The sequence below is a fragment of the Paraeggerthella sp. LCP19S3_G8 genome, from assembly GCF_052119225.1.
Taxonomy (GTDB): Bacteria; Actinomycetota; Coriobacteriia; order Coriobacteriales; family Eggerthellaceae; genus Paraeggerthella; species Paraeggerthella hominis.
The window spans coordinates 94,017-118,150 of the sequence record NZ_JBQKFQ010000002.1; the positions used below are offsets into that span (position 1 = coordinate 94,017).

Consider the following 24,134-nt stretch of genomic DNA (forward strand, 5'->3'; position numbering starts at 1 on the left):
AACCCTTGAAGGGGTTAGCGATTTATCTCTACCGCGATCGTGCGTTATGGGATACTGTCGTGATGGGGAGCTTTGGGAGGGGAACGCATATGGGAAACGAAAGACGCCTAGACGTCTTCGCGAAAGTGCGGAGCGCCGTAGCGACCACGCGAAAGAAAGCGAGCGCGGACGGGCTGTTCGTTGGAACGTCGTGCATGATCGCCCTGGTGTCGTACACGCACTACACCCCCGCGCTCGCGCACGTTTCCCCCGAAGAGTTATCGTTCTCAGACGTCACCTGCCTTCTGGGCGCAATTACTTCCTTCATACTGCTCGCCCTCTCCAAAAGCGATCGACCCGTCTTTGCAAAGCCTTCCGTCATTTGGATCTCGAGCGCATGCGTGCTAGTCAGCATTCTCGCGTTCGCTCTGTTTCCAACAATGGTACGCGTATCGCCTTTGCTGGTTACCGTAATAGGAGGAGGCCTGTTCGGAATTTACCTTTCCGTCATGGCCGTGTGCTGGCTATGGGTATACGCGCACAACAGCGCGGCTACCGTCATTTGGAACATCATGTTCTCCGCCTTCGCCGGATCGATCATCCTGTGGTTCATCGTCGGCATGGACACGCCACGAGTTGCATGCAGCCTGGTGGCGCTGCTTGGAATAGCCGCTTTCACACTTACAAAGCGCATGGCCCTCTTGCGAAAAGCGCCACCCGATCAGCTCGTGAAGGAGTCGCAGGGTCACGCACCCATCCATATCACCATCTCCACGCTTTTGTTCAGTTACGCGTTCATGGTGTCGCTCTCCTTCGCCGGACTCGAACACTTTTCCCTCGCGTTTTCCGCAATCGCCATATTGATACCCTTTTTGCTAGTAGGCGTATTGATGCTCTCCTTCAAGCGGCTCACCACCTTATCGTTGCTCAACATCGCCGTGCCCATCATCGTGACCGCAACCCTGTCGGCTTCGTTCCTGGATCTCAATCCAGTAGTTACATTCGATCTTGCGCTCGTTGGCATACTGCTGTTTCTCGCATACGCAGTCGTGCTCCTATGCGCCATCACTGAGAAGTTTGATTCCCGCGCATACCAAACGTTCTCCCTTCTCATGATCGGATACTTCGGCGGGTGCATTCTTGGCAGAGCCGTTTCCGCGTGGGCGATGTTCGGCTCTGCGCTTTCGCACGACGTCGTGGTGCTATCCTCGGTGCTAGCCGTCCTTTCAGCCATGCTTCTGTGCATTCGAAACGGATTCATACCCAAACAGCTGATCGCCTTGTTCGACCCCGATCGGACAAGGAACGAAGGGGATCTGCCAAGCGAGCAGGTTGCACGCATCACGCAGATTTCCGCCCAATGCAATTTGGGCGCTCGCGAACACGAGGTGCTCGAACTGCTCCTGAAGCAAAAGACCGCCAACGAAATAGCCACCGAAATGACTATCGCAAACGGAACTGCGAAATCCCACATCAGGCACGTATACAAAAAGCTTGGAGTGCATAGCCGAGAAGAGCTCTTCGAACTGATGGGACTTTAGGCCCCGCAAGGAAACGGCCCCGGTGTCCGGGGCCGTTTACGTTACTTCTTGTCGGGACGCTTCTTGCGCTGCGCCTTGGGCGGCTTGTGCTGCGTCTTGCCAGCATTCGAGCCGTGATTCGAACCGGTCTTCGCCGTCGAAGCGGAAGCGGCGCCAGCAGCCTTCGCAGCCTTCTTGGGCGAAGCGCCTTCCGCCATGGCGTTCGGGTTGCCGAACTCGTATCGACCGACCTCGGGACCGAACTTCTTCACCAGCTTGGCGTAGCGCGGCTCACGCGTCTTCCACATGGCGTACAGCGGGGCCGCCACGGCAATCGAGGAGTACGACCCGCAGATCAAGCCGATGGACATGGCGAATGCGAAGTCCTTCAACGTCTCGCCGCCGAAGAAGAGCATGGCCAGCACCGGAATAAGCGAGGTCAGCGTCGTGTTGACGGTACGCACGAGCACCTGGTTGATGGAATGGTTCGCCATCGTCATGAACGTGCACTTGACGTCGTCGGACTTCATGTTGTCATTGATGCGGTGGAACACGACCACCGTATCGTAGAGCGAATAGCCCAGAATGGTAAGGAGCGCGGCGATGGTGTTCGGGTTGACCTCGCGCCCGACCAGCGCGTAAATGCCCATGACCAGCACCAGGTCATGCAAAAGGGCCACAATGGCCGTCACGCCCATCTTGTACTCGAAGCGAATGGCGATGTAGATGATGATGAGCACGATGGAAACGAGGAACGCGATGAGCGAAGACTGGATGACGCTCGCGCCCCAGTCCGGCCCGATGGTGGTCACCTCGAAGCTGTCGGTGGAAAGCCCCAGCTTATCGGCAACCTGATTCGCGCGCGACGTGGCTTCTTCGGCGCTCGTGGTGGTAGTGCGCACCAGGAAGCCTTCGTCCCCGTCGGCGTTGGTGGTCTGGATAACGGCATCGGGCTCGCCCGCATCGTTGAAGGCGCCGCGCATCTGGTCGATAGACACCTGTCCGGTATTATGGAATGAAACCGACGTGCCGCCCACGAACTCGATACCGAAGTTGAGGCCCTTCACGCCCACCACGGCAAGCGACGCGCACACCAGCACGGCAGCCACCGTAAGGAACACCTTGCGGTGGCCTAGGAAGTTGACGTCATGCTTGATGAACTTGTCGCGCGGCTTGCGCGCCTTCGCAGCCGCCGCCTCGCCCGCTTCTCCAGCAGCGCGCTCCGCCGCCTTCTCGGAAGCAGCCGGATCGATGGCCTCGCCAATCTCGGCCTCGGCCACGGTCGTCCCCTCCGCAGACGCCAGCGCAGCGTAATCGCTCGCCGCCTGCTGGCTGTCCTTGATGCCCCAGAAACCAGGATGCTTCGCGATAACGCGCGGCGCAAGCACGCGGATAAGCGGCGCCTTGAACAGCAGCATCATGAGAATGTCGCACGCGATGCCCAGGGCAAGCGTCAAGCCGAAGCCCTTGACCGAAGCGCTGGCCAGGAAGAACAGCGAGAGAGCCGACACCAGCGTAACCAGGTCGGCATCGATGGACGTGACGATGGCGTGCTTCACGCCGGTGATGGACGCAGCGCGCACGCTGCGACCCATGCGAATCTCCTCGCGGAAGCGCTCCATGGTAAGAATGGACGAGTCGGCGGCCATGCCGATGGTCAGCACGATGCCCGCAATGCCGGCAAGCGACAGGCTGAACAGGCCGAAATGGGAAAGCGTTGCCAAAATGCCCAGGTACAGCACCGCGAACACCACCATGGCACCCGCCGTGATGAATCCCAGGCCCCGATAGAAGAACAACAGGTACAGCATGACCACGGCCAAGCCGATCAGCGCGACCAGCACGCCGGAATGGAGCGCATCCTGCCCGAGCGTCGGGCCGACTACCTGGCTCTGCGCGTATTCGAAGCTCACCGGCAAGGAGCCGCTTTCGAGCACGGTCTGCATCGATTTGGCTTCCTCAAGGGTGTAGCCGCCCGTGATCTGCACGTTGCCGTCGGGAATCTCGCTTTGCACGGCAGGGGCGGATTGCACCTCGCCGTCAAGGATGATGACGATCTTGCCCTTCGTTGCCGCAAGCTCCTTCGTCGCAGCGGCGAACGCCTGGGCCCCCTGGGAGTTAAGCGTGATGTTGACCGCGTAATCGGTTGCCGTGTCCGAAGGCTTGCCGACGGAAACGTTCGTAATGTCGGCGCCGGTCACGAGCGGCGTGTACGTCCCTTCGGCCACCTTAAGGTGCTCGGTTTTACCCGAGGGGAAGGAGTTTCCCAAAGCGTCGGTCACAGTTCCTTCAGAGCCGTACTGCCCGCTTTCGATTTTCGATTTGACGTCGGCATCCGTAAAGGAATCGAGGCGCGCGAACTCCAACTTGCCGGTCTTGCCGATGGTGTTGAGCGCATCCTCGGTGTTCGTGAGACCCGGAATCTGAACGAGGATCTGGTCGGTTCCCTGTACCTGCACCACCGACTCGGACGCGCCGAGAGCGTTCACGCGGCTTTCGATGATGGCGCGCGACTTCTCCATTTCGTCGGCGGTTACTTGAGCGCCGTCGGCGCCCTTCGCGGTAAGAACCACGGACAGGCCGCCTTGAATGTCCAGGCCTTGGTTGATTTTTTCCTGGGGCGGCGTGAACATAAAGATCGAGCCGACAACCAGCAACGTGGTAACGACCAGCAACCAAACGTTGCGCCGGTTCACCGACCCGGATTGCTTCTTTTTCGCCTTCTGCGCTGCCGCCATGTGACGCTCCCTAGTTCGTAATCTCAGATACGCTGGAACGAGGCTCGATCGCCCCGCACGATAACTGCCCTATTGTGCCACAAAACCAGGGCAAGCGATACCGGAGGCCTTTTATTCCTGATAAAGGTTAAACCGAGAAAACGCAACGTGAAGAACCACGATAGAGTCGGTCGAAAAATCGAGCGGAATCCGAATAGAACCGCTTCGGAAACGTGCTAGATCCGCGCTAGATCCGCGAAGAAGCGCGCGAGCTCCGCGCTGGACGCACGCCATCTGCGCGCTAGGCCGAGCCGCTATCATGGAAGGACGGATCACCAGGCGGCGAGGCTCCACGCCCCTTTCCACCCATGCCCCCGACGAAGGGAAAAACGGGAGGAGGTGGACGCCATGACCGATTTGGCTTTGATTACGGCGGCCGTCGAGCTGATCTCCAGCGTTATCGCGCTCGTCGCGGTAATAATAGAGAAGCTCCCAGTCCGAAAGGATAGGGAGCCCTAAACAAAAAGCCAAACCGCCGAAGCGATTCGAGAGCCGTGGGGAGTTAGCAGCTCCCTGCGGCTCGACCCTATTATACGCAAACCGCGCAGCTGGTTCAACGCCAGCGCACAAGCGTCGCACAAAACAACGGAAACGACCGATGCCGAAACTCAGTAGTCTTTCGCCGCCGGGCTTGCCATCCACTCCCCGTAGAATTCCTCGTAGGAATCGGCCAGCACCGCCTCGCGCGCGCGGCGCATGAGATCCAGCAAGTAATGCAGGTTGTGGATGGACAGCAGGATACCGCCCAGCATCTCGTTCTGCTTGACCAGATGACGTATATACGAACGGCTATGGTTCTGGCAGGTCGGACACGTGCACGTGGGATCGAGCGGGCCGAAATCGCGCGTGAACTTCGCATTGCGCATGTTCATGCGGCCCGTGCTGGAGAACGCCGTGCCCATGCGCGCGGTGCGCGTGGGCAGCACGCAATCGAACATGTCCACGCCTTCGCGCACGGCGCGCACGAGCGTGGTGGGATTCCCCACGCCCATAAGGTACCGCGGTCGATCTTCAGGACACGCTCGCGCGACGTCGCCTAGCGTCTCGAACATGACTTCGTGGTCCTCGCCCACCGAGTAACCGCCTATCCCGAAGCCCCCGAAGCGACGGCCGCCAGCCGCCAGGCTTTCGTCCTCGATCTCGCGCAGCAGACGAATGGAGTCCAAACGCAAATCCAAGTGCATCCCGCCCTGCACGATGCCGAACAGCGTCTGGTCAGCGCGCTGGTGCGCCGCCAGGCAGCGACGCGCCCACTTGGCCGACAGGTCCACTGCCTTCGCTACAAAGGCCTTCTCGGCCGGATACGGTGCGCACTGGTCAAGCTGCATCGCGATGTCGGCGCCAAGCTGCTCTTGGATGGCCATGTTCGTCTCGGGCGTCCATCGCACCTTCGACCCGTCGTAGATGGAGCGAAACGTCAAGCCGTCGTCGTCAAGCTTCACCGTGTCGGCCAAGCTGAACACCTGGAACCCGCCCGAATCGGTGAGCATCGGGCCGTCGTAGTGCGAGAACCCGTGCACGCCGCCAGCCTCTTCCACCACGTCCGCACCGGGACGCAAGGACAAATGGTACGTGTTGGCCAGCACCACCTGGGATTTCAGATCGTTCAGCTGGCCAACGGTGACACCCTTCACCGTAGCGCTCGTACCCACGGGCATGAACATGGGGGTCTGAAACGATCCATGGGCCGTTTCGTACGTAAGCGCGCGAGCGTGGCCGCTCGTCGCTTCGCACGTGCAATCGAACAGCGACACGACTATCCCTCCACTCCGTTGATCGAAAAGCCCGCCGCAGAAACGGCCGCGTCGGCCGCAAGCGCATCGGGGCAACCGTTCGAGGCAAGCGCTTCATCCCGCGCAGCCATCGAAACAAGCCCCGCTTCTATCCCCGTTGCAGGATCGGCGCAAACGGGCAAGGACTCCGCCCAATCGGCGAACGCCTCGAGCGTTCCGTTTCGAACGGAGCTCACGTCGAATCCGATCGGGTCGAGCAGCAGATCGGTCACCAAGAACGCATCGGCCCCCAAGCCCATGAACGCCAAATCCTCTTTCGTGTTGTTGCCCACCATGAGCACATCGTTTCCAGACACCCCAAGAGCGGCCAGGTTCTCGGCGTAGTACGCCAGCTTCGGCTTCACGGACGTCGAGTTCTCGAACGAGGTGATGCGCGAGAACAAGGCGGGATCCACGCCGGCCCATTCCAACCGCCATTCCACCGCGCGGCGGGGAAACATGGGCATGGTGGTCAAAGCCAGCGGGTAGCCCTTGGCCGCAAGCGCGTTCACCGCGCGCGCCGCTGCAGGGCTGGGAATCACGCCGTTGCCGATCGCACCGAACTCGCGATCGTAATACGCCGCCAGCTCCCCTTCCCAATCCGCCGCGCCTCGATCGACGCAAGCAAGGAACCCTTCCCAAAACGCATCGGCGTTGGGGCGAGCATCGTCATGAGCGGCCATGGCCTTGATACCGGCCTTCATGCCGGCGGAAAAATCCTGGGGAGCCACGCCGAAGCGCGCCACGTACGCGCCGAGCGACTGAAAGTACGCCTGCATGAACCCGTCAAGCTCCATAGGGAGCAGGGTTCCGTCAAGATCGAAGCAGATCGCACGGTAAAAACGGTTCGCCATTGCGAAATTCCTTTGCTCAAATGATGGATGAATGCCTAGCGTGGTAGTATAAGCCACGTTTGCGAAGGAGCTCTGAAACCCGATGAAACTACTACTTCACGCCTGCTGCGGCCCGTGTTCGCTCGAGCCCGTTCGCTTGCTGCACGAAGCAGGACACGACCTTACCATATATTACGCGAACTCGAACATAGCGCCGGATGCAGAATACAGCCGGCGCTTGGACGCGCTGCTCGCATGGGCCAAAGAAGAGGACGTCGCGGTCATGAAGGGTCTTCGCGCGCCGTGCGCATGGGAAGCATCGGCTGGACGGATCGGCGAAGAAGCTCTCTCGGTAGCACGCGAGCGCCTTGCCGCTTCGTCGGACGGAGCCAGGCCCCTTCCCCTTGCCATCGACCCCGCCCGCCGCATGGAGCGCTGCCGCGCATGCTACCGCTTGCGTTTCGAGGAAACCGCGCTCGTTGCCGCAGCGCACGGATTCGACGGCATCGGCACGACGCTTTCCGTAAGCCCGTACCAGTACACCGAGATCATTCACGAAGAGCTTTCGCGCGCCGCCGCGCGCTTCGGCGTAAGCGCGGTGTTTCGCGACTTCCGTCCCTATTACGACGAAGCCACGCGCAGAAGCCGCGAGGCGGGCATGTATCGCCAAAACTACTGCGGCTGTCGTTTCTCAGCAGCCGAAGCGGAGGCCGAACGATCCGAACGGAAAGCCGCACGCGAAGCCGCCCGGGAAGCCGATCGCGCAGCGCATGCGGCAGAACGGGAGGCTGCTGAAGCCGAGCGAACGGCAAAACGAGCGGAACGGCTGGCCTACGATGAAAAGCAAGCTCGGAAACGAGCCGTCCTGAAGGCGCTGCGCACGCAGGAAAAGGACGCCTCGCAGTAGCTTGCGCGCAAAAGCGCACCGCATGAACCCTTGGCGAAAGCCGACTGCCAAGCCGGAACAACGCCTATAATAAGATGCTCTGAACCACGCATCGACGCCTACACGAACGCCGCGAAGGAACCGCACGCATGAAAACTTCCGATTTCGACTACAATCTGCCTCCCGAGCTGATCGCTCAAGAACCCGCCGTCGAACGCGACGGATGCCGCATGCTCGTCATGGATCGCGCAACCGGGGCGTTGGAAGACCGCATCTTCCGCGACATCGCCGAATACTTGCGACCGGGCGATTTGCTCGTGGCGAACGAAACGCGCGTCATGCCCGCCCGCCTGCTGGGCGCCAAGCGCGGAACCGGAGGCGCCGCCGAGGTGTTCCTTTTGCGCGAGATAACGGGACGCGAACCGCGCACGAACGCGAGCGCGCTTTGGGAGGTCCTGGTGCGACCGGGAAAGCGTTTGAAACCGGGCACGGGCGCCGTGGTCGACTTCCTTGATCCGGATGGCAACGTCGCGCTTTCCGCAGAAATCGTCGACTGGGCCGAAGGCGCTCAGAAAGGCGAGCGCCTCGCCCGCCTGACCACGACGTTGCCTTCCCTTGACGAGGCGCTGCATGCCGTAGGGCACACGCCCCTGCCTCCTTACATCAAGAACTACGCCGGAGACGAAGAGCTGTACCAGACCGTCTACTCCCGCCGCGAGAGCTCGGCAGCCGCCCCTACCGCCGGCCTGCATTTCACGCCGGAGCTCATCAAACGCTTGAAAGAGCAGGGCGTTCGCTGGGAAACCGTCGAACTCGAAGTAGGGCTGGACACGTTTCGCACCGTCGACGAGGACGACCCCGCGCAACACGTCATCCATACCGAATTCTACACGGTCCCCGAGCGCACGGTAGAGGCTATCGCCGAAACGCGTCGCCAAGGCGGGCGCGTCGTAGCCGTGGGAACCACCAGCGTCCGCAGCTTGGAAAGCGCCTGGAACCCGCAGGCCGGTACCGTTACGCCGCGCGAGCGAGAGGCGACCTCGCTCTACCTGCTGCCGGGATCCGAGTTCCACGTGGTAGACGCCCTGGTCACGAATTTTCACGTACCGAAATCCACGCTCATGATGTTGGTATCCGCCTTCTCTTCGCGCGAAAACGTCATGGCGGCATACGAACACGCCATCGCCGAGCGCTATCGCTTGCTTTCATTCGGCGACGCTATGTTCATCCAATAACAAGTACGAGTTCGACGGACCGCACGCTCCAGCGACGCGGTCCGTCCTCCATTGGCGGTTCGGGCGCCGCACGCCAGTCTGCAAACGTCGCCCAGTCCGATCAAACGCAAAAAAATGGCCCCGCATCTTGCGGGGCCATTTCAGCATTCTATAAGTTAGTCTGCTTATGCCTTCGTCACGTTGCTGGCCTGGAGCTTGCCGTTCTGACCGGTCGTGACGTCGAACTGCACTGCAGCACCTTCGTCAAGGGTCTTGAAGCCGTCCATCTTGATCTCAGAGAAATGCACGAAGAGGTCTTCGCCATCATTCTGGGAGATGAAGCCATAGCCTTTTTCGGGGTTGAACCACTTAACAGTACCTTCCGCCATTTTAAATCCTCTTTCCTCTTCCCGATCCCTCGAGAAGGTAACACTGTGTGCTGCATGGCCGCAACACTCGCCCTCACCTCGAGGGCACGTGTCTACTATACGCTATGGAACAGTGAAAAGGTCTGGGAATCTTCTTTTAGCGCCTTTTTTACCGTTTCGTTGATCAAACGAGCAAATACAAGCGTCCCATTCGAATTATTCCCGCTGCCCGTTCGCCTTCTCGACAAGCGGATCCGCCAGCTCGGCAGGACCCTCGAACCCCATGGTGGCCAAAGACGGCTCCGCAGCCTGCGCCAACTCGGCATCGACCTCGTCCATGAGCAACGCCAGATCCTCGGGGCTGGCTGGCAGCTCGAAGCCGTATTCGGCGGCTATGGCGCGCGCCTGCGCCTCGCGCACGGCGGCAAGCTCGAACTCGCCGGCTTCGCGCAGATAGCCCGAAGCCAGAAGCAAGCTGCGGGCGATGTACTCGGTGACCCGCGGGTCGACTCCCGATATCTGCATCACCGACGCAATGGACTCGGGAGCGAGCGAGAGCAAAGCCGCCCCGTCCATATCGGTGGCTTGGCCTACGGCATCCTCCAACATATCAGCAGCTCGCTTGGGGTCGTGCTCGTCTTTCGCCTTCGTCCAGCTGCGACGGACGATCTCTGCGAACTGCAGGATAATGCGCATCAGATAGTCTTGCTCAAGCATGGCGGCATCCTTTCAAAGCAAAGGGGCGGCGCACCCGGCAGGTCGCGTCGGCGGCCCCGTCGGTTGCAAACCGGCTTCGCGCTCCAATCCGCATCCGTCAAGCAGTCGGAGCGGGCACTCCAATATGATGATACGCTCGCTCCGTAGCCTGACGGCCTTTCGGCGTGCGGATCATAAGGCCTTGCTGCATAAGAAACGGCTCGTACACGTCTTCAAGCGTATCGGGGTCTTCCGACAACGCCGAGGCCAGCGTGGTGAGTCCCACGGGACGACCTCCGAACTGCACCGCGAGTAACTCCAGAATACGGTTGTCCACCGCATCCAAGCCCAAGGCATCCACCTCGAAAAAGCTCAAAGCCTGCGCAGCGACGTCCTCGTCGATCATGCCGTCGCCGCGAACCTGCGCCCAATCGCGTACGCGCTTGAGCAGGCGGTTCGCCAAACGTGGGGTCCCTCGGCTGCGACGAGCGATTTCCAGCGCACCGTCTTGCGCGATGTCGACCCCCAAAATAGACGCGGAACGCTGCACGATGGAACCCAGTTCTGCGGGCGTGTAATACTGAAGCCGGAACACGATGCCGAAACGATCCCGCAAAGGACCGGTCAGCAGCCCGGTACGCGTGGTAGCGCCCACCAGCGTGAATCGAGGAAGATCCAGGCGAATCGAACGCGCGGCGGGACCCTTCCCCACCACGATGTCGAGCGCGAAGTCCTCCAAAGCAGGGTACAGAACTTCTTCGACCATGCGGTTCAGGCGGTGTATCTCGTCGATGAACAGGACGTCACCCTCTTCGAGGTTCGTCAGTATGGCCGCCAGATCGCCCGTACGTTCGATGGCGGGACCGCTCGTCGTCTTGATATTCGCGCCCAACTCGTTGGCGACCACCGTCGCCAACGTCGTTTTCCCCAAGCCCGGAGGCCCCGAGAACAGGATGTGGTCGACCACGTCACCGCGCGCCTGCGCCGCTTCGATCAAAATGGCAAGAGATTCTTTGACCTTCGTTTGCCCCAGGTAATCACCCAAGCGCTTCGGCCTCAGGCTACGATCGAGCGCCAGATCGTCTTCCGTCAGATCAGGCGCGACCGTGCGCGGCGCACCGTGCGCGGTCGCGTCTTCGGCCGAGAACACCAGGCCCTCTATTTCGATGTCTTCGCGTGTCATGCCGTCCATTCCGCCTTGCACCGGTAGTCGCGCGCTTCTTTACGCGCCCAAACGCTTCAATGCGTATTGTAACAGCCTGCCCTCGTCGGCACCTTCGGGCGATCCCTTCAACGCAAGATCAGCTTCCGCCGCCGTAAAGCCCATGGACAGAAGCGCCTCGTGCGCGCCCTTCAGGCTCTCGGCCTGAACCGGCGCAGCCTCGTTTTCGTCGAAAAGCCCCGCCAATCCCTGATCGAGAGATCCCTTGAGTTCGAGGATGATGCGGGAAGCCGTCTTCTTCCCCACGCCGGGAATCCGCTGAACCGCCGCTACGTCCTGTGCCGAAATGGCGGAAACCAACCCGGACGGCGTGAACGACGAAAGAGCCGCCAAGGCGACCTTCGGTCCCACGCCGCTCACGCTGATCAAGCGCTCGAACAGCGCCTTCTCCTCAAGGGAGAGGAATCCGAACAGCGAAAGCCCGTCGTCGCGAACCTGCAGGTACGTATGCACCTCAACCGCAGACCCCGCTTCCGGCAGCTTCGACAAGCTTGCCTGGGACATTCCCACGGCGTATCCAACGCCGCTCACCTCGATATACGCCGTCGTCGTAGTCTTTCCGGCAAGCGTGCCCTTCAAAAATGCGATCATGCCGTCTCCTTTCCGGAAGATGGCACGGAAAACCGTGCCGGGGCAACATCCGCTGCACGCGTCGGGCAGCTTTCGCGATCCTGCCGAAGCGAAGCGATGCGACCCGCCGCCTGCGCGGATCGCGCGCGAGCCGCAAAACCCTCATGAGTGGTAAAGCAGATCGCAGCAGCCAGCGCATCGGCTGCGTGGTCGGGACGAGGCACGGCCTCAAGCGCCAAAAGCTGACGCACCATGTACTGCACCTGGTCTTTGTCAGCAGAGCCCGTTCCCACGACGGCAAGCTTTATCTGGCTGGGAGAAAACTCCCCCACCTGAAGATCTCGCTCGGCGCATGCAACCAATGCAGCCCCGCGCGCCTGACCCGTGGCGAACGCGCTTTGGGTGTTCGAGCCGAACCATACCGTTTCCACGCCTGCGCACGTTGGCTCGAAACGGGCGATAACCGCGCCCATCTGGCGATGTATCTTCATGAGGCGATGCGCCAGCGGCATATCCTTCGAAGTGGAGATGCAGCCGTACGCGACGCAGGAAAGACGCGCCCCGCACTGAGACACGATTCCCCAGCCGGTGTTGGCCAAACCGGGATCGATACCGAGAATCGTTCGCTGCACCTGCGTCATTTGACCCTTTCCCACCACGCTTGCGCAGCTACGCGGCCGCAAGCGCATCGTTATATAGTACAAACGTATGTTCGTTCCCATCCTATCACAAAACGAAACGAACCGAGGGAAAATATCAAGCTTGACTCGACAAAGCGCACAACCCGTCGAACGTCGTCGCATCCAAGACGCAGCAGCGTTTCCGCGCGGTCGAACCTCGACCTGGAAAACAAAAAAGCCGCCGCAGATACTCTGATCGCGGCGGCTTTGATCGTATGCTGCATGCGCTATTCGTCGAGCGCGGCGGCAATCTCTTCGGTGATGTCCATAGCATGGTAGACGTTCTGAAGATCCTCGAGCTCTTCCAGCTTGTCCACCAAGCGCATGACCTTCTTCGCGTCGGACACGCTCACCGCCGCAGGCGTGGTGGGCTCCATGGTCAGCTCGGCGCCCTTCGTGACGACGCCAGCCTCTTCCAGAGCCTTCTTCACGGCCATGAGATCGGTCGGACCCGTGTAGACGATCCACTCGTCCTCGGCATCCTCGTAGTCGTCGCCACCGGCCTCGGCCACGGCCAACATGAACTCTTCCTCGTCGGCTGCAGCGCCGTTGGGCCTCACGGGATTCTTCTTATCGCCGGTCTCGACCTCTTTCGCCACCATGATCTGGCCCTTGCGCTCGAACATGAACGCCACCGAGCCCGAGGTACCCAGGTTGCCGCCGGAATGGCTGAACGCCGCGCGCACATCGGCAGCCGTACGGTTGCGGTTGTCGGTCAGCGCTTCGCAGTAGACGGCCACGCCGCACGGGCCGTAGCCCTCGTAGACGACCGTCTCGTAGTTGGCGGAATCTTTGCCCGAACCGAAGGCCTTGTCGATAGCAACCTTGATCTTGTCCTTCGGCAAAGAGTAGCCTTTGGCCTTTTCAATGGCGGCAGCAAGCGACGCGTTGTTGTCGGGGTTCGGGTCGCCACCCTCCTTGGCCGCCACCGTGATGTTGCGCGACAGCTTGGAGAACAAGGCCGAGCGCTTAGCGTCCTGCGCAGCCTTGCGATGCTTTGTAGTTGCCCATTTAGAATGCCCTGACATATGCGTCCCTTCCGATGTTGCAATACCAGCCGCTTATTCTAGCACACACGCCTTATCCCCTGTTCGCATTTGCAGGGTTTTCAAAAACGCGGTTGAAAATATCGATCGGTATCAAGATGGCCACAGCACGCCTACGATACCGAACGCATGCCCGCAGACGCTAGCCGAGTCCATACAATCGTTAAAGACGAGGGTTTTCGACGACCCCCGGCAACATCAACGGAAGGAGCACCGCCGTGAAGGGAAACCAAGAACTCATCCAAGCGTTGAATGACTTGCTCGCCGGAGAGCTGACCGCAGTCAACCAGTACATGGTCCATGCCGAAATGTGCGAGGACTGGGGCTACGAAAAGCTGCACGCACGTTTCGAGAAACGAGCCATCGCGGAAATGAAGCATGCGGAAATGCTCATCGGACGCATCCTGTTCCTTGAAGGGACGCCCATCGTGTCCAACCTCAACGAGATCAAGATCGGCGCAACCGTCCCCCAGCAAATCGACAACGACCATGCAGCGGAAATCGACACGGTGCGGGACTACAACGAAGCCATCGTGCTTGCCGGGCAGGTGCTCGACTACGCCACGCGCGACATGCTGATGTCCATTCTGCAGGACGAAGACAGCCACGTTGACGAACTTGAAGACCTTCAAGACCAGATAGAGCAGATGTCCTTGCAGATCTTCCTTTCCACGCAAAACTAGAGCCGCGGGCAAACCGCCAAGCAGTGCGAGCAGCCGCCCATCCCTCGCGGGGTCGGCGGCTGCTCGCGCGAGCGCAGCGTTCCCGCCTTGCTGCATGGGGTTCGAGCGCCCCGCAATCCGAGCCGCGCTGGCTTCCCAGCAACCACTCCACCGGCCTAAAGTGACGTACGCATGGTTTTTGTTGACAACGGCAAACGCCGAACGCAGTATGAAACCATTGTGCCAAAACTGCGGCGGTCGGGCGATGAAGCCGCCGCGCTTCACCTTTCGAAGGAGACGCCATGCGCCACATCCACTGCCTGAACAACATTTCCGCCTACGGAACCGACCTTTTGACCGACGACTACGCCCTGACCGACGACCTGTCCCAGGCCGCAGGCGTCCTGGTTCGCAGCGCGGCCATGCACGACATGGAGTTCCCGCAAGAGTTGCTGGCCATCGCCCGCGCGGGAGCCGGCGTCAACAACATCCCGCTCGACCGCTGCGCCGAAGAGGGCATCGTGGTGTTCAACACCCCCGGCGCCAATGCGAACGCCGTAAAGGAGCTGGTGCTGTGCGGCATGCTGCTGGGCAGCCGCGGCATTGTGGACGGCATCGCCTGGTGCCGCGACAATGCGGACGATCCCAATATCGGCAAAGCCGCCGAAAAGGCGAAGAAGGCGTTCGCCGGACGCGAGATCCAGGGCAAGAAGCTGGGCGTCATCGGCTTGGGAGCCATCGGCGCTCTGGTGGCGAACGCAGCCATCGACCTGGGAATGGACGTGTACGGATACGACCCGTACGTATCGGTAGGCGCAGCTTGGCGTCTGTCCAGCTCGGTGCGCCACGTAACGAACCTGGACGACCTGCTGCGCGAGTGCGACTACATCACCATCCACGTGCCCGCCATGGAAGGCACCATCGGCATGATCGACGAACGCGCCTGCTCGCTCATGAAAGACGGCGCGGTGTTCCTGAACTTCTCGCGCGACACGCTGGTGAACGACGAGGCCATGGCCGCCGCGCTCGCCGCAGGCAAGGTGGGCACCTACGTCACCGACTTCGCCAACCCCGCCGTCATGAAGATGGAGCGCGCTATCGTGCTGCCGCACCTGGGCGCCTCGACCGCCGAAGCCGAGGACAACTGCGCCGTCATGGCCGTGCGCCAAACGATGGACTACCTGGAAAACGGCAACATCGTGAACTCGGTGAACTACCCGGCCTGCGACATGGGCCCCTGCCCGGCCGAGGGCGGCCGCGTGGCCGTGCTGCACGCGAACGTGCCGAACATGATCAGCCAGATCACGAACGTGTTCGGCGATGCCGGCGTCAACATCGACAACCTGACGAACAAAGCGCGAGGCGAAGCCGCCTACACCCTGCTCGACCTGAACGCCGCCGCTCCCGACGCCGCCGTCGAGAAGCTGGCCGCCATCGAGGGCGTCCGTCGCGTCCGCGTGGTGAAGTAGCGCCTCGCCTATTCGCCGTCGCATCAAAGAACTCGCCAAAGCGCCATCGGCCGGCTCCGCGAACCTTGCGGGACCGGCCGATCTGATGCTGCGGGCGCGGACCGCCCGGCTTCACGCCATGGGCATCAGCACATGCAAGGCGCCTCGGTCCACGGAGATGTCGAACGTGCACCCGCTCAGGCGCTCGCCGTCCACCTGAGCGGGCGGCGCCTGGTCGAATTCCACGCGCAACGTGCGACAGCGCCGCAGCTCGACCTGCTTGAACCCCACATGCTTGCCATCCTTGGCGCGCATGAAGATGTACAGAGCGCGCGCAACGCTCACGGGAGGATGCGCAATGCAAACGTCCAAGAACCCGTCGTCGACAAGCGCATCCGGGCAAATCTTGAATCCGCTACCGTAATACGGACCGATCTGCACGGCGAACATGATGGATTGCGAGTCGACAGCCTTGCCTCCGTCGAAAGAAGCGCGATACCGGTATAGATCAAGATGGTGCAGCAGCTGGTCGACGCCGCTTTCCATATAGAGGAGCGCGCCCGTCCGCCCCGTGCGCACGCGACGTTCCACCGTATCGTGAGCGATAGCGGCATCCAATCCGAACGAAAGCGTTTCAAGGAACCAATCGTCGTTCACGCGCCCCACGTCCACCGGACGAGCCTGCGCCGCCAGCACCTGCGCGCACGCCTCGTCAACCTTGTGCGACATGCCCAACGTGCGCGCGTAGTCGTTGCCCGACCCCACAGGAACAACCCCCAGCGCAGGGCGACGATCGAGCGGCCTTCGAAGCAGCCCGCCGGCCACTTCGTGGATAACGCCGTCTCCGCCCAATGCGACCACGGTCGAACAACCCTCGGCACGCTCGGCGATCTCGGACGCATGTCGCGGACCCGCCGTGCGAGCAAGAACCACCCGATCCTCGCCCAGCTGCGCACGCAGGGCGGCAGCCGCCCGGTCGGCAGCCGCCGCTCCGTTGCCGTTTTGCGCCGCAGGATTCGCGATCAGCAGAATTGTTCCCTCGGATGGCGACATGAAGATCCTTCCATTCCCGAAAAGCAGGGGCATAGCGCCCCGATAGGTTTCGCATTATAGGCGAAAGGGATCCCTCGGCAAAGAAGCCGCCGGGCAGATGCGTTCAATCTCGAACCCGGCCGACAATCGGAGCCGAGCAGCAATGCTCGACCCCGCCTCCACGCACCTGGCAAGCCCTGCGCGCCCTATGCGGTCCGCGCGAAACCTCAGCGCTCCCACAGACCGGTTTTGCCGCCGTCTTTCTTGAGCAGGCGCACGTCCATGATCTCCATGCCGCGATCGACGGCCTTGCACATGTCGTAGATCGTAAGGCACGCCACGCTGGCCGCGGTCAGCGCCTCCATCTCGATCCCTGTCTTTCCGGTAACGCCGCAGGTGGTCGTCACGTGAACGCCCACAAGCCCGTCCGCGCGCTCCCCTTCGGCTACGGGGGCGCATTCAACCTTCGCCTTCGTGATGTTGAGCGGATGGCACATGGGAATAAGGTCGCTCGTGCGCTTCGAGGCCATCACGCCGGCCACGCGCGCACACGCCAGCACGTCGCCCTTCGCAGCCTTGCCCTCGACGATGAGCGCAAGCGTTTCGGGCTGCATGGCGATGAACCCCTCCGCCACGGCAACGCGCTCGGTGTCGGCTTTCTGCGACACGTCAACCATGCGCACGGCGCCGTTCTCGTCAATATGGGTGAGGTGCTGATCGGTCATAAGGTGCTCCTTGGTTCGTGAACTCACAGGTTGAAAACCGCAGGCTGGCACTCGCAAGCCTGCAAGAAGGGCGAACGGAAAACACGGCTCGGCAATCCGCGGATCGCCGAAAGCCGCTACCCGCCAATTTGGCTCATGCCCCTTTCGGTGCCCACCTTGTCGTGGTGCTCGTCGGGCTTCGCCCCCAACGCGCGCGCGAACACGGCGCGCTGCTCGGCTTCGCCGCCCTCGCGCAGCGCGGTGCGCAAATCGTACTCGTCGTCCGAGAACAGACACGGACGAAGCTTGCCGTCAGCCGTCAGGCGCAGGCGGTTGCACTCGCTGCAGAAGTGGCGCGACAAGGGGCTGATGAAGCCCACCGTTCCACGCGCGTTCGGAAACTCGAAGTAGCGCGCGGGACCCCATCCAAGCGGGCGATCGGTGCCGGCAGGAACCAATTCGTCCATGCCCGCAGCACGAGCGCGCTCGTTGATGATGTCGAACAGCTCTTCGCTTGGAACCACGTCCTCTTTGCCCCAACCGCACCCGTGGCCGCCAGAGCTTTCGCCGACGGGCATGTACTCGATAAAGCGAACGTGCAGCGGCCGATCGATCGAAAGCTTCGCGAAAGCCAGGTAGTCCTGGTCCAAGCTGCGCACGGCCACCGCGTTGATCTTGACGGGATTGAACCCAGCCTCCAAAGCCGCATCGATGCCGTCGAGCGTCTGCTGGAGCTCGCCTCGGCGCGTGACCTGGCGGAACTGGTCGGGATCGAGCGTGTCCAGGGAAATGTTCACGCGCGACAAGCCCGCATTCTTCAGCTCGTCCGCCATCTTGGGCAGCAAGACGCCGTTCGTGGTCATGGACACGTTCTCAATGCCGGGCGTATCGGAAATAGCGCGAATCAAATCAGCCACGCCCAGACGAACAAGCGGCTCTCCGCCGGTCAAGCGGATGCTCCTGATGCCCATTCCGGCCGCCACGCGCACCGCCTGCTCTATCTCCTCGATGCGCAGGATGTCCTCGTGGGCAAGCGACTGAACGCCCTTTTCAGGCATGCAGTAAATGCAACGGAAATTACAGCGATCCGTCAGCGATATCCTCAAGTAATCGATGGTACGACCATGGGTATCCTTCATGGAGACCACGCTCCCTTCTCGTCTGAGGATATAGTATAGGACATGATCCAGCATTATGAGTCGAACTTCTTTCGCAATCGCACCACAGAAGCCCGATCGCAACCAATCGCGGCCGATCGCAACCGATCGCGCGTCCGAGAAAACGAAACCTCCCGCTTCGGGAGGCTCCGTCGTCCTACTTCTCCACCAGGTACACCCTGTCGGACGGAATGCGCATCCAGAGCTCGTCGCCTTCGCGCGGCAGCTTGTCCGCGGCAACGGTCAGTTTGTCCACGCGCCAGAACAGGTGCTGGTGCAGGTACTTCATCTCATCGTCGGTACGCTTCACCGTAGGCACGGCCCGATCGTCTCGATCGAGAAATCCCAGCAGCGCCGTTCGCTCGAAGCGCGAATCGCTCACCCGGTCGACCCGCACCCGGTACGCATTGGGACCCGGCCCCTCCGCCCGCTCGAGGAAGAACGCGCGCACGCCAAGCGTCTCCACGTTTTGCGGCACCTCGTCTTGCGTATCGACCTCGATGCCCCACTTGGGCAGCCATACCCGATGCGAACCCGCGCGCTCCGCCGGCGTGGCGTTCTTGCAGCCGGAAAGCTTGATGCCCGCCGTCGATTGCGGACGATTGACCAGGTCGTCGCCCGTCCCCATCTCCACGATGCACCCCGACTCCACCACAGCGATGCGGTCGCAGAAGCGCAGCGCCTCGTCGATGTCGTGGCTCACGTACAGCACGGTTCCGTGGAACGCGTCGAACAGGCTGACCAGGTTCTGCTCGAGCACGCTCTTCAGGTGCGCGTCCAAGGCGGAAAACGGCTCGTCCAGCATGAGAATGCCCGGTCGCGCGGCCAGCATGCGGGCCAACGCCACGCGCTGCTGCTGGCCGCCGGACAACTGCGCAGGATAGCGGGTCTCGAACCCTTCCAGCCCGAAGCGCTTGAGCTCCGAGGCAACGCGCGCCGCCCGATCGGCCTTCGGCACGTCCCGCCCGATGCCCGCGCCCACGTTGCCCGCCACGGTCAGATTGGGAAACAGCATGTAGTTCTGGAACAGCAGGGCCGTTTTGCGCGCCTGAGGCTTCAAATTGATGTTGCGCTCGGAATCGAAGAACACTTGCCCGTTCACCACGATACGTCCCTCATCAGGAGTTTCGATGCCCGCAATGCAGCGCATGGTCAGGCTCTTCCCGCATCCCGACGCCCCCAGAAAGCCCAACGTCTCGTCGCCCGCCTCGAACGCCACGTCCAGCTGAAACGACGAGAACTTCTTCTTGATAGCAACCTCAAGGCTCATAGCGCATCAACTCCTCGCCGATACTTCGTCGTGCGCCGTCCCCACAAGTTGATGAACAGGATGACCACGAAGCTGAATACCAAAATGACGCACGTCCAGAACAGCGCCACGTCCACGTTGCCGCTCATCCACTCGAAGTAGATGGCGATGGGCACCGTGCGCGTAACGCCAACGTAATTGCCGGCCAAGAACAACGTGGCGCCGAACTCGCCCAAAGCGCGGGCGAACGAGAGCACCGTCCCCGCCGCGATGGACGACCATGAAAGCGGCATCATGAGCTTGAAGAATATCTTGCGATTGGACCAGCCGAGCGTGCGCGCGGCATCCAGCATGTTTCGATCAAGGCTTTCGAAGGCACCGCGAGCGCTGCGGTACATCAGGGGAAACGCCACCACGACCGCCGCGATGACCGTTGCCGGCCAGCTGAAGATAAGCGGGAACCCTATGTCGATGAACCACTGTCCCAGCGCCGTGTTCTTTCCAAGCGCCAGCAGCAGGAGAAAGCCGCACACCGTAGGCGGCAGCACCATGGGAATGGTGAACACGGCGTCGGCGATGTCCTGCGCGCGCTTCGGGATGCGCAGGCTGAAGTACGCTGCGGCAAGCCCCAGCACGAAGATGAACACGATAGCCGTGCCGGTGGTCTTGAGCGTGACCCACAGCGGCGACAGGTCTATGCCGCGCAGAAACTCGACGAGCGACGCCACGCCCGTTGCGGGCGGAGCTATGTCGACGGCACCGGGTTCGACGATCTTGAGAAAGTCGACGTGCGTCGGGCGAACCAGCCCGTCCACCGCCGTCGACACCACGTCGGAACCGTCCTCGCCGATAGCCGTGACGTAGTACTTTCCCGTGCCGACCTCGACGGCGAAGCTGTACACGATGCCGCCCACCGTGAAGCTGGGCTTGTCCGTGAAATGCCAGGGAACGTCGGCGCTCATCACAACGCCGCCGTTGAGGGCGGCCTTGTCAAGCGCAAGAAAGTACTCCCGCAGCTGACTTTGGGACGCAGGGTCGGCAACGTCGCACAGCCCGTGCGCAGACGGCGGGACGTACACCACGACGTATTCCTCGGAGGCTACGGCGACCGCGTAATCCGCAGAGCTTCCCTGATAGTAGCTGTAGCCCAGGTAGCGTCCGTCCAATTCGCGGTTCGAGCCCTTCTGAGCGCGGGAAAACTGGTCGACGGCGAACGTCGCGCCCTCGATCAGAGCGGACTCGCCTTCAGCCGAAACGACCACGCCTCCAGTATCCGACGACGTTTCGACCGACGAACCGCCATCCGCAGGCTCGTCGCAAAACGCGACGGAAGGGCCTGCAACGCCGAAGGCCAAAGCCGCCGCCAGCAAGAAGGCGCCTATGCGTTTTCCCATCTTGATCCCACTTTCACGTCGCACGGATTTCGCGATCGTACCACAAAGAAGAAGGATGGGAAGACCCGGCCCTCCCATCCTTCTTGTAAAGTTGCATGCGCCCCCAGCTTGGCGAGTCCGCTAGGCTGCCAGCTCGAAGCCCCATTCCTGCCATATCTTGATGGCGCCCTCGTTGGTGAAGGCCCAGTCCAAGAACTCCTGAGCAGCTGCAGGATTCTTGGAATCGGCGCAGATCGCCGCAGGGTACAGGATCTTCTTGTGCGTATCCGCAGGAACCGTGCCCACGATCTTCACGCCGCCGAAGCGGTATACGTCCGAGCTGTACACCATAGCCAGATCCACGTCGCCGGAATTGGCGTACGAGCACACGTTGCCCACCGAGGACCCCTCGGTGACCTTGCCTGCAAGCGGCGTGCCCTCGAAGGTGCCCTCCTTGCCGGAAGATTCCTTGCCGACGGCGCCATCGGCGCTGATCCAGCAAGGCGGTTCGGTGGTGGACAGCGCCTGCTTGGCATAGTTGCCCGCCGGAACGTTGGCGTCGCCTACGGCCAGCGTGTAGGTCCCGGCCGAAAGATCTTCCAGCTTGATGTCGGAGACGGCGGCATTGTTCTCGCCCGTAACCAGCACCAACTCGTTAGTGAACATGTCGAAACGGGTCGCCGCGTCAACGTAGTTGGAATTCACGGCCGTATCCATGGTGGCCTTCGACGCCGTAATCAACACGTCGGCATACGAACCGGCTCCCAGCATTTCGTTCAGCGTACCGGAAGCCTCGTACTGAGTGTCGGCGAAAGAAACCCAGCCGTGGTCCTGCTTGTACAGGGCCTGAACCTCTTCCATGGCCTTCGACAGCGAGTTCGCCGCAAATATCTGCAGCTCAACGGCCTCGTGCGATTCTGCGTTGGACTGGTTTTCCGCGTTCTGAGGCTCTTCGGCCTTCGGCTCGGACGAACAGCCGAAGAGGGCGAATCCGCCCACCATGGCGAACGCGCACGCCGCTGCAAGCATGATGCGGGTATGCTTCTTCATGAAATCCCTTTCTCGCGCCTTCTCTTGACTATCCCCCGGATCCACCGCGCCTGCCAAGCAAGCGGCAGCCGCAGCTACCGTACGGAATCAGTCGCAGACCCGAGACTGTTCCTTATATTATTCTTAAAAGAAGATATAGTCAATTGGAAATGTTCTCTAAAAAGATCAGAGGAAACGATAGGAAAACCAAGCAGGTCACCAGGCTGCATAGCGGCCAAGCCCCCGGACTTTCGGCCGACAGAGCTTTGCCCGACCCATCAACTTCGCCCGGTCAAATCCACCACGCGCGTAGCAATGCGGTCGGTAAGCGCCGGCGAATGGGATACGAACACCAGGCCTATCCCCCGGCGCTTCGTCTCGTTCACCAAAAAGCGCCAGATCTGAGCCTGCGTCACGGCATCGAGCATAGTGGACACCTCGTCGGCGATCAGGTAACGCGGACGCACCGCCAACGCACGGGCAATGCAGAACCGCTGCAGCTCCCCGCCCGAAAGCTCATGAGGAAACCGGGAAAGCCAACGACGCTGGATGCCCAGGTCGTCAAGGAGATCTTCGGATACGGGACCCGCTTCTTCAAGTGTTTTCCGCATGCGCATGCGCGGGTCCACAGCCGTTTCCGGGTGCTGCCAGATCATCTGCACGGGGCTGGCCCCGCGATCGGGCAACGGGTTGCCGTCCACCAAGATCCGGCCAGCCTGCGGTTGCTCGAACCCGGCCAGCAACCGGCACAGCGTCGTCTTCCCGAATCCGGAAGGAGCCGACAAGGCTACGCGCTCATCAGGCGCAACCGCCAAGTCGAACCCCTCGTACAGCAATCGGGCGGTCCCGGGATACGCATAGGAAATGCCGCAGGCCTCTAGCATGGCGCGCCTCCGTCCATCGCAAGCGTCGCGCATGCCGTCGTGCAAATGACGGAGCGAAGCCCCGCCGCGTCCTCGGCCTTCCCGTATCGGCACCGGCTCCGGTCCGCATTCGAGCGAATCGCCAGCATCAAACCTCACCCTCTTCAAAACCGTGTTCCGGCAGCGCGCGCCAAAGCGCACGGCTGAACTCGTGCTGCAGCAAGTCGGGCGAAGCGAAGTTCGCAACCGCCGTCTCCTCCACCACCGTCCCGTCGCGAAACACCGCCACGCGGTCGGCCACGCGCAAAGCCAGCTCGATGTCGTGCGTGATGAGCATGACGCCGCCGCCCGCATCGGCGAAAGCGCGGAAATCGTCGAGCGCGCGAACGGCTAGGTCCAAATCAAGACCAGGCGTCGGTTCGTCGGCGATGATGACGCGCGGATCGTCCATGAGCGCGCAGCACAGAAGCACGCGGCGCGCCATGCCCCCGGACAGCTCGAAGGGATACAGGTTCGCAACCTCCGCGGAAAGGCCGTACCGCTCGAACAGCTCTTCGCGCCTGCGGCGGCGCTCGGGCCGCGCTGCGCCCGTCCGGGCAAACCCTTCCACCTGCTTGCCCACCTTCATAAGCGGATCCAGGTAATTCACGCTTTGGGGAACCAGGGAAATCCCGCGCCCGCGCACATGCGCGAGCGCGGACGCGCTTTGCAGCTGGCCGTCGAACCAAATGCGACCGCGCACGGTGGCGTTCGGCTCGAACAGCCCCAACACCGCATCGGCCAAGAGCGTCTTGCCCGACCCCGACGCGCCCACCACGGCCACGATCTCCCCCACGTGCACCGAAATGCTCAGGCTTCGAATGACCTCGACCTCGCGCTGCTTCGCTCGAAAGAACGAAACGTCCTCTTCGTACATCCGAAACCCGATGCTCAGGTCTTCCACTTGCAGCAGGTGATGCCCGTGATCGTGCCGGGACGCTTCCGCATGCGCGTGATGATGGTGGATCTGCGCATCGGCATGCTGCGTCAGCTCGTGCTCCATAGTCGCTCGTCG

The 24,134-nt window shown here is 61.6% G+C and carries 22 protein-coding genes; 5 read left to right on the plus strand and 17 right to left on the minus strand.

The window, feature by feature from the left end; genetic code table 11:
* Positions 1 to 89 precede the first annotated feature (89 nt).
* Complete coding sequence (locus ACTQZK_RS02340) at positions 90 to 1,520, plus strand: helix-turn-helix domain-containing protein (RefSeq protein ID WP_418830350.1); 1,431 nt, start codon at positions 90 to 92, stop codon at positions 1,518 to 1,520.
* 41 nt (positions 1,521 to 1,561) lie between these two features.
* Here the strand turns inward: ACTQZK_RS02340 and secD are convergent, their stop codons facing one another.
* The 3 genes from secD to ACTQZK_RS02355 form a co-directional block, all read right to left on the minus strand.
* Positions 1,562 to 4,237 carry a protein translocase subunit SecD gene (gene secD, locus ACTQZK_RS02345; protein WP_441898278.1) on the minus strand — a complete coding sequence of 892 codons (2,676 nt, stop codon included), beginning with the start codon at positions 4,235 to 4,237 and terminating at the stop codon, positions 1,562 to 1,564.
* A 647-nt stretch (positions 4,238 to 4,884) separates the two neighbouring features.
* The gene (gene tgt / locus ACTQZK_RS02350) at positions 4,885 to 6,030 is read right to left on the minus strand and encodes a tRNA guanosine(34) transglycosylase Tgt (RefSeq protein ID WP_216528910.1); all 1,146 of its coding nucleotides are present in this window, start codon (positions 6,028 to 6,030) and stop codon (positions 4,885 to 4,887) included.
* Between the two features lie 2 nt (positions 6,031 to 6,032).
* Positions 6,033 to 6,902, minus strand: a complete 870-nt coding sequence (locus ACTQZK_RS02355; RefSeq protein WP_441898280.1) for an HAD family hydrolase — start codon at positions 6,900 to 6,902, stop codon at positions 6,033 to 6,035.
* Between the two features lie 82 nt (positions 6,903 to 6,984).
* On the opposite strand from ACTQZK_RS02355, the gene ACTQZK_RS02360 reads away from it, so the two are divergent.
* Complete coding sequence (locus tag ACTQZK_RS02360; RefSeq protein ID WP_441898282.1) at positions 6,985 to 7,788, plus strand: epoxyqueuosine reductase QueH; 804 nt, start codon at positions 6,985 to 6,987, stop codon at positions 7,786 to 7,788.
* A gap of 128 nt (positions 7,789 to 7,916) precedes the next feature.
* Entirely contained in the window at positions 7,917 to 9,002 is a 1,086-nt protein-coding gene (gene queA / locus ACTQZK_RS02365; RefSeq protein ID WP_441898284.1) for a tRNA preQ1(34) S-adenosylmethionine ribosyltransferase-isomerase QueA, read from the plus strand.
* A gap of 164 nt (positions 9,003 to 9,166) precedes the next feature.
* Here queA and ACTQZK_RS02370 read toward each other — a convergent pair whose 3' ends face one another.
* The 6 genes from ACTQZK_RS02370 to ACTQZK_RS02395 form a co-directional block, all read right to left on the minus strand.
* Positions 9,167 to 9,370 carry a cold-shock protein gene (locus tag ACTQZK_RS02370; RefSeq protein ID WP_102375198.1) on the minus strand — a complete coding sequence of 68 codons (204 nt, stop codon included), beginning with the start codon at positions 9,368 to 9,370 and terminating at the stop codon, positions 9,167 to 9,169.
* A gap of 195 nt (positions 9,371 to 9,565) precedes the next feature.
* Positions 9,566 to 10,066 carry a hypothetical protein gene (locus ACTQZK_RS02375; protein ID WP_441898286.1) on the minus strand — a complete coding sequence of 167 codons (501 nt, stop codon included), beginning with the start codon at positions 10,064 to 10,066 and terminating at the stop codon, positions 9,566 to 9,568.
* A gap of 97 nt (positions 10,067 to 10,163) precedes the next feature.
* Positions 10,164 to 11,228 (minus strand): Holliday junction branch migration DNA helicase RuvB, encoded by a 1,065-nt coding sequence (gene ruvB / locus ACTQZK_RS02380; protein ID WP_216528915.1) that lies wholly within the window; start codon positions 11,226 to 11,228, stop codon positions 10,164 to 10,166.
* Positions 11,229 to 11,267: 39 nt separating this feature from the next.
* On the minus strand, positions 11,268 to 11,858 hold the full coding sequence (ruvA, locus tag ACTQZK_RS02385) for a Holliday junction branch migration protein RuvA (protein ID WP_216528916.1): 591 nt from the start codon (positions 11,856 to 11,858) through the stop codon (positions 11,268 to 11,270).
* Positions 11,855 to 12,478 (minus strand): crossover junction endodeoxyribonuclease RuvC, encoded by a 624-nt coding sequence (gene ruvC / locus ACTQZK_RS02390; RefSeq protein WP_441898288.1) that lies wholly within the window; start codon positions 12,476 to 12,478, stop codon positions 11,855 to 11,857. The genes ruvA and ruvC overlap by 4 nt, the downstream gene beginning before the upstream one ends.
* A gap of 266 nt (positions 12,479 to 12,744) precedes the next feature.
* Complete coding sequence (locus tag ACTQZK_RS02395) at positions 12,745 to 13,545, minus strand: YebC/PmpR family DNA-binding transcriptional regulator (RefSeq protein WP_114567778.1); 801 nt, start codon at positions 13,543 to 13,545, stop codon at positions 12,745 to 12,747.
* Positions 13,546 to 13,781: 236 nt separating this feature from the next.
* On the opposite strand from ACTQZK_RS02395, the gene bfr reads away from it, so the two are divergent.
* Both bfr and ACTQZK_RS02405 read left to right on the plus strand, forming a co-directional pair.
* Entirely contained in the window at positions 13,782 to 14,246 is a 465-nt protein-coding gene (gene bfr / locus ACTQZK_RS02400) for a bacterioferritin (RefSeq protein ID WP_114567779.1), read from the plus strand.
* A 281-nt stretch (positions 14,247 to 14,527) separates the two neighbouring features.
* Complete coding sequence (locus ACTQZK_RS02405; RefSeq protein ID WP_441898291.1) at positions 14,528 to 15,694, plus strand: phosphoglycerate dehydrogenase; 1,167 nt, start codon at positions 14,528 to 14,530, stop codon at positions 15,692 to 15,694.
* A 111-nt stretch (positions 15,695 to 15,805) separates the two neighbouring features.
* Here the strand turns inward: ACTQZK_RS02405 and ACTQZK_RS02410 are convergent, their stop codons facing one another.
* The 8 genes from ACTQZK_RS02410 to ACTQZK_RS02445 form a co-directional block, all read right to left on the minus strand.
* Positions 15,806 to 16,726 carry a diacylglycerol/lipid kinase family protein gene (locus ACTQZK_RS02410; protein WP_441898293.1) on the minus strand — a complete coding sequence of 307 codons (921 nt, stop codon included), beginning with the start codon at positions 16,724 to 16,726 and terminating at the stop codon, positions 15,806 to 15,808.
* A 206-nt stretch (positions 16,727 to 16,932) separates the two neighbouring features.
* A complete protein-coding gene (gene moaC / locus ACTQZK_RS02415; RefSeq protein ID WP_114567782.1) occupies positions 16,933 to 17,430 on the minus strand; it encodes a cyclic pyranopterin monophosphate synthase MoaC in 498 nt (165 codons plus the stop codon).
* 116 nt (positions 17,431 to 17,546) lie between these two features.
* A complete protein-coding gene (moaA, locus tag ACTQZK_RS02420) occupies positions 17,547 to 18,548 on the minus strand; it encodes a GTP 3',8-cyclase MoaA (protein ID WP_441898295.1) in 1,002 nt (333 codons plus the stop codon).
* Positions 18,549 to 18,723: 175 nt separating this feature from the next.
* A complete protein-coding gene (locus tag ACTQZK_RS02425; RefSeq protein ID WP_225748789.1) occupies positions 18,724 to 19,836 on the minus strand; it encodes a sulfate/molybdate ABC transporter ATP-binding protein in 1,113 nt (370 codons plus the stop codon).
* The gene (gene modB, locus ACTQZK_RS02430; protein WP_441898297.1) at positions 19,833 to 21,209 is read right to left on the minus strand and encodes a molybdate ABC transporter permease subunit; all 1,377 of its coding nucleotides are present in this window, start codon (positions 21,207 to 21,209) and stop codon (positions 19,833 to 19,835) included. Before modB ends, ACTQZK_RS02425 begins: the two co-directional genes overlap by 4 nt.
* A gap of 120 nt (positions 21,210 to 21,329) precedes the next feature.
* On the minus strand, positions 21,330 to 22,238 hold the full coding sequence (locus ACTQZK_RS02435) for a molybdate ABC transporter substrate-binding protein (protein WP_441898299.1): 909 nt from the start codon (positions 22,236 to 22,238) through the stop codon (positions 21,330 to 21,332).
* A 257-nt stretch (positions 22,239 to 22,495) separates the two neighbouring features.
* Positions 22,496 to 23,101: an ABC transporter ATP-binding protein gene (locus ACTQZK_RS02440; protein ID WP_441898301.1), complete on the minus strand. Its 606-nt coding sequence runs from the start codon at positions 23,099 to 23,101 to the stop codon at positions 22,496 to 22,498.
* A 127-nt stretch (positions 23,102 to 23,228) separates the two neighbouring features.
* Positions 23,229 to 24,122, minus strand: a complete 894-nt coding sequence (locus ACTQZK_RS02445) for an ATP-binding cassette domain-containing protein (protein ID WP_441898303.1) — start codon at positions 24,120 to 24,122, stop codon at positions 23,229 to 23,231.
* Positions 24,123 to 24,134 lie beyond the last annotated feature (12 nt).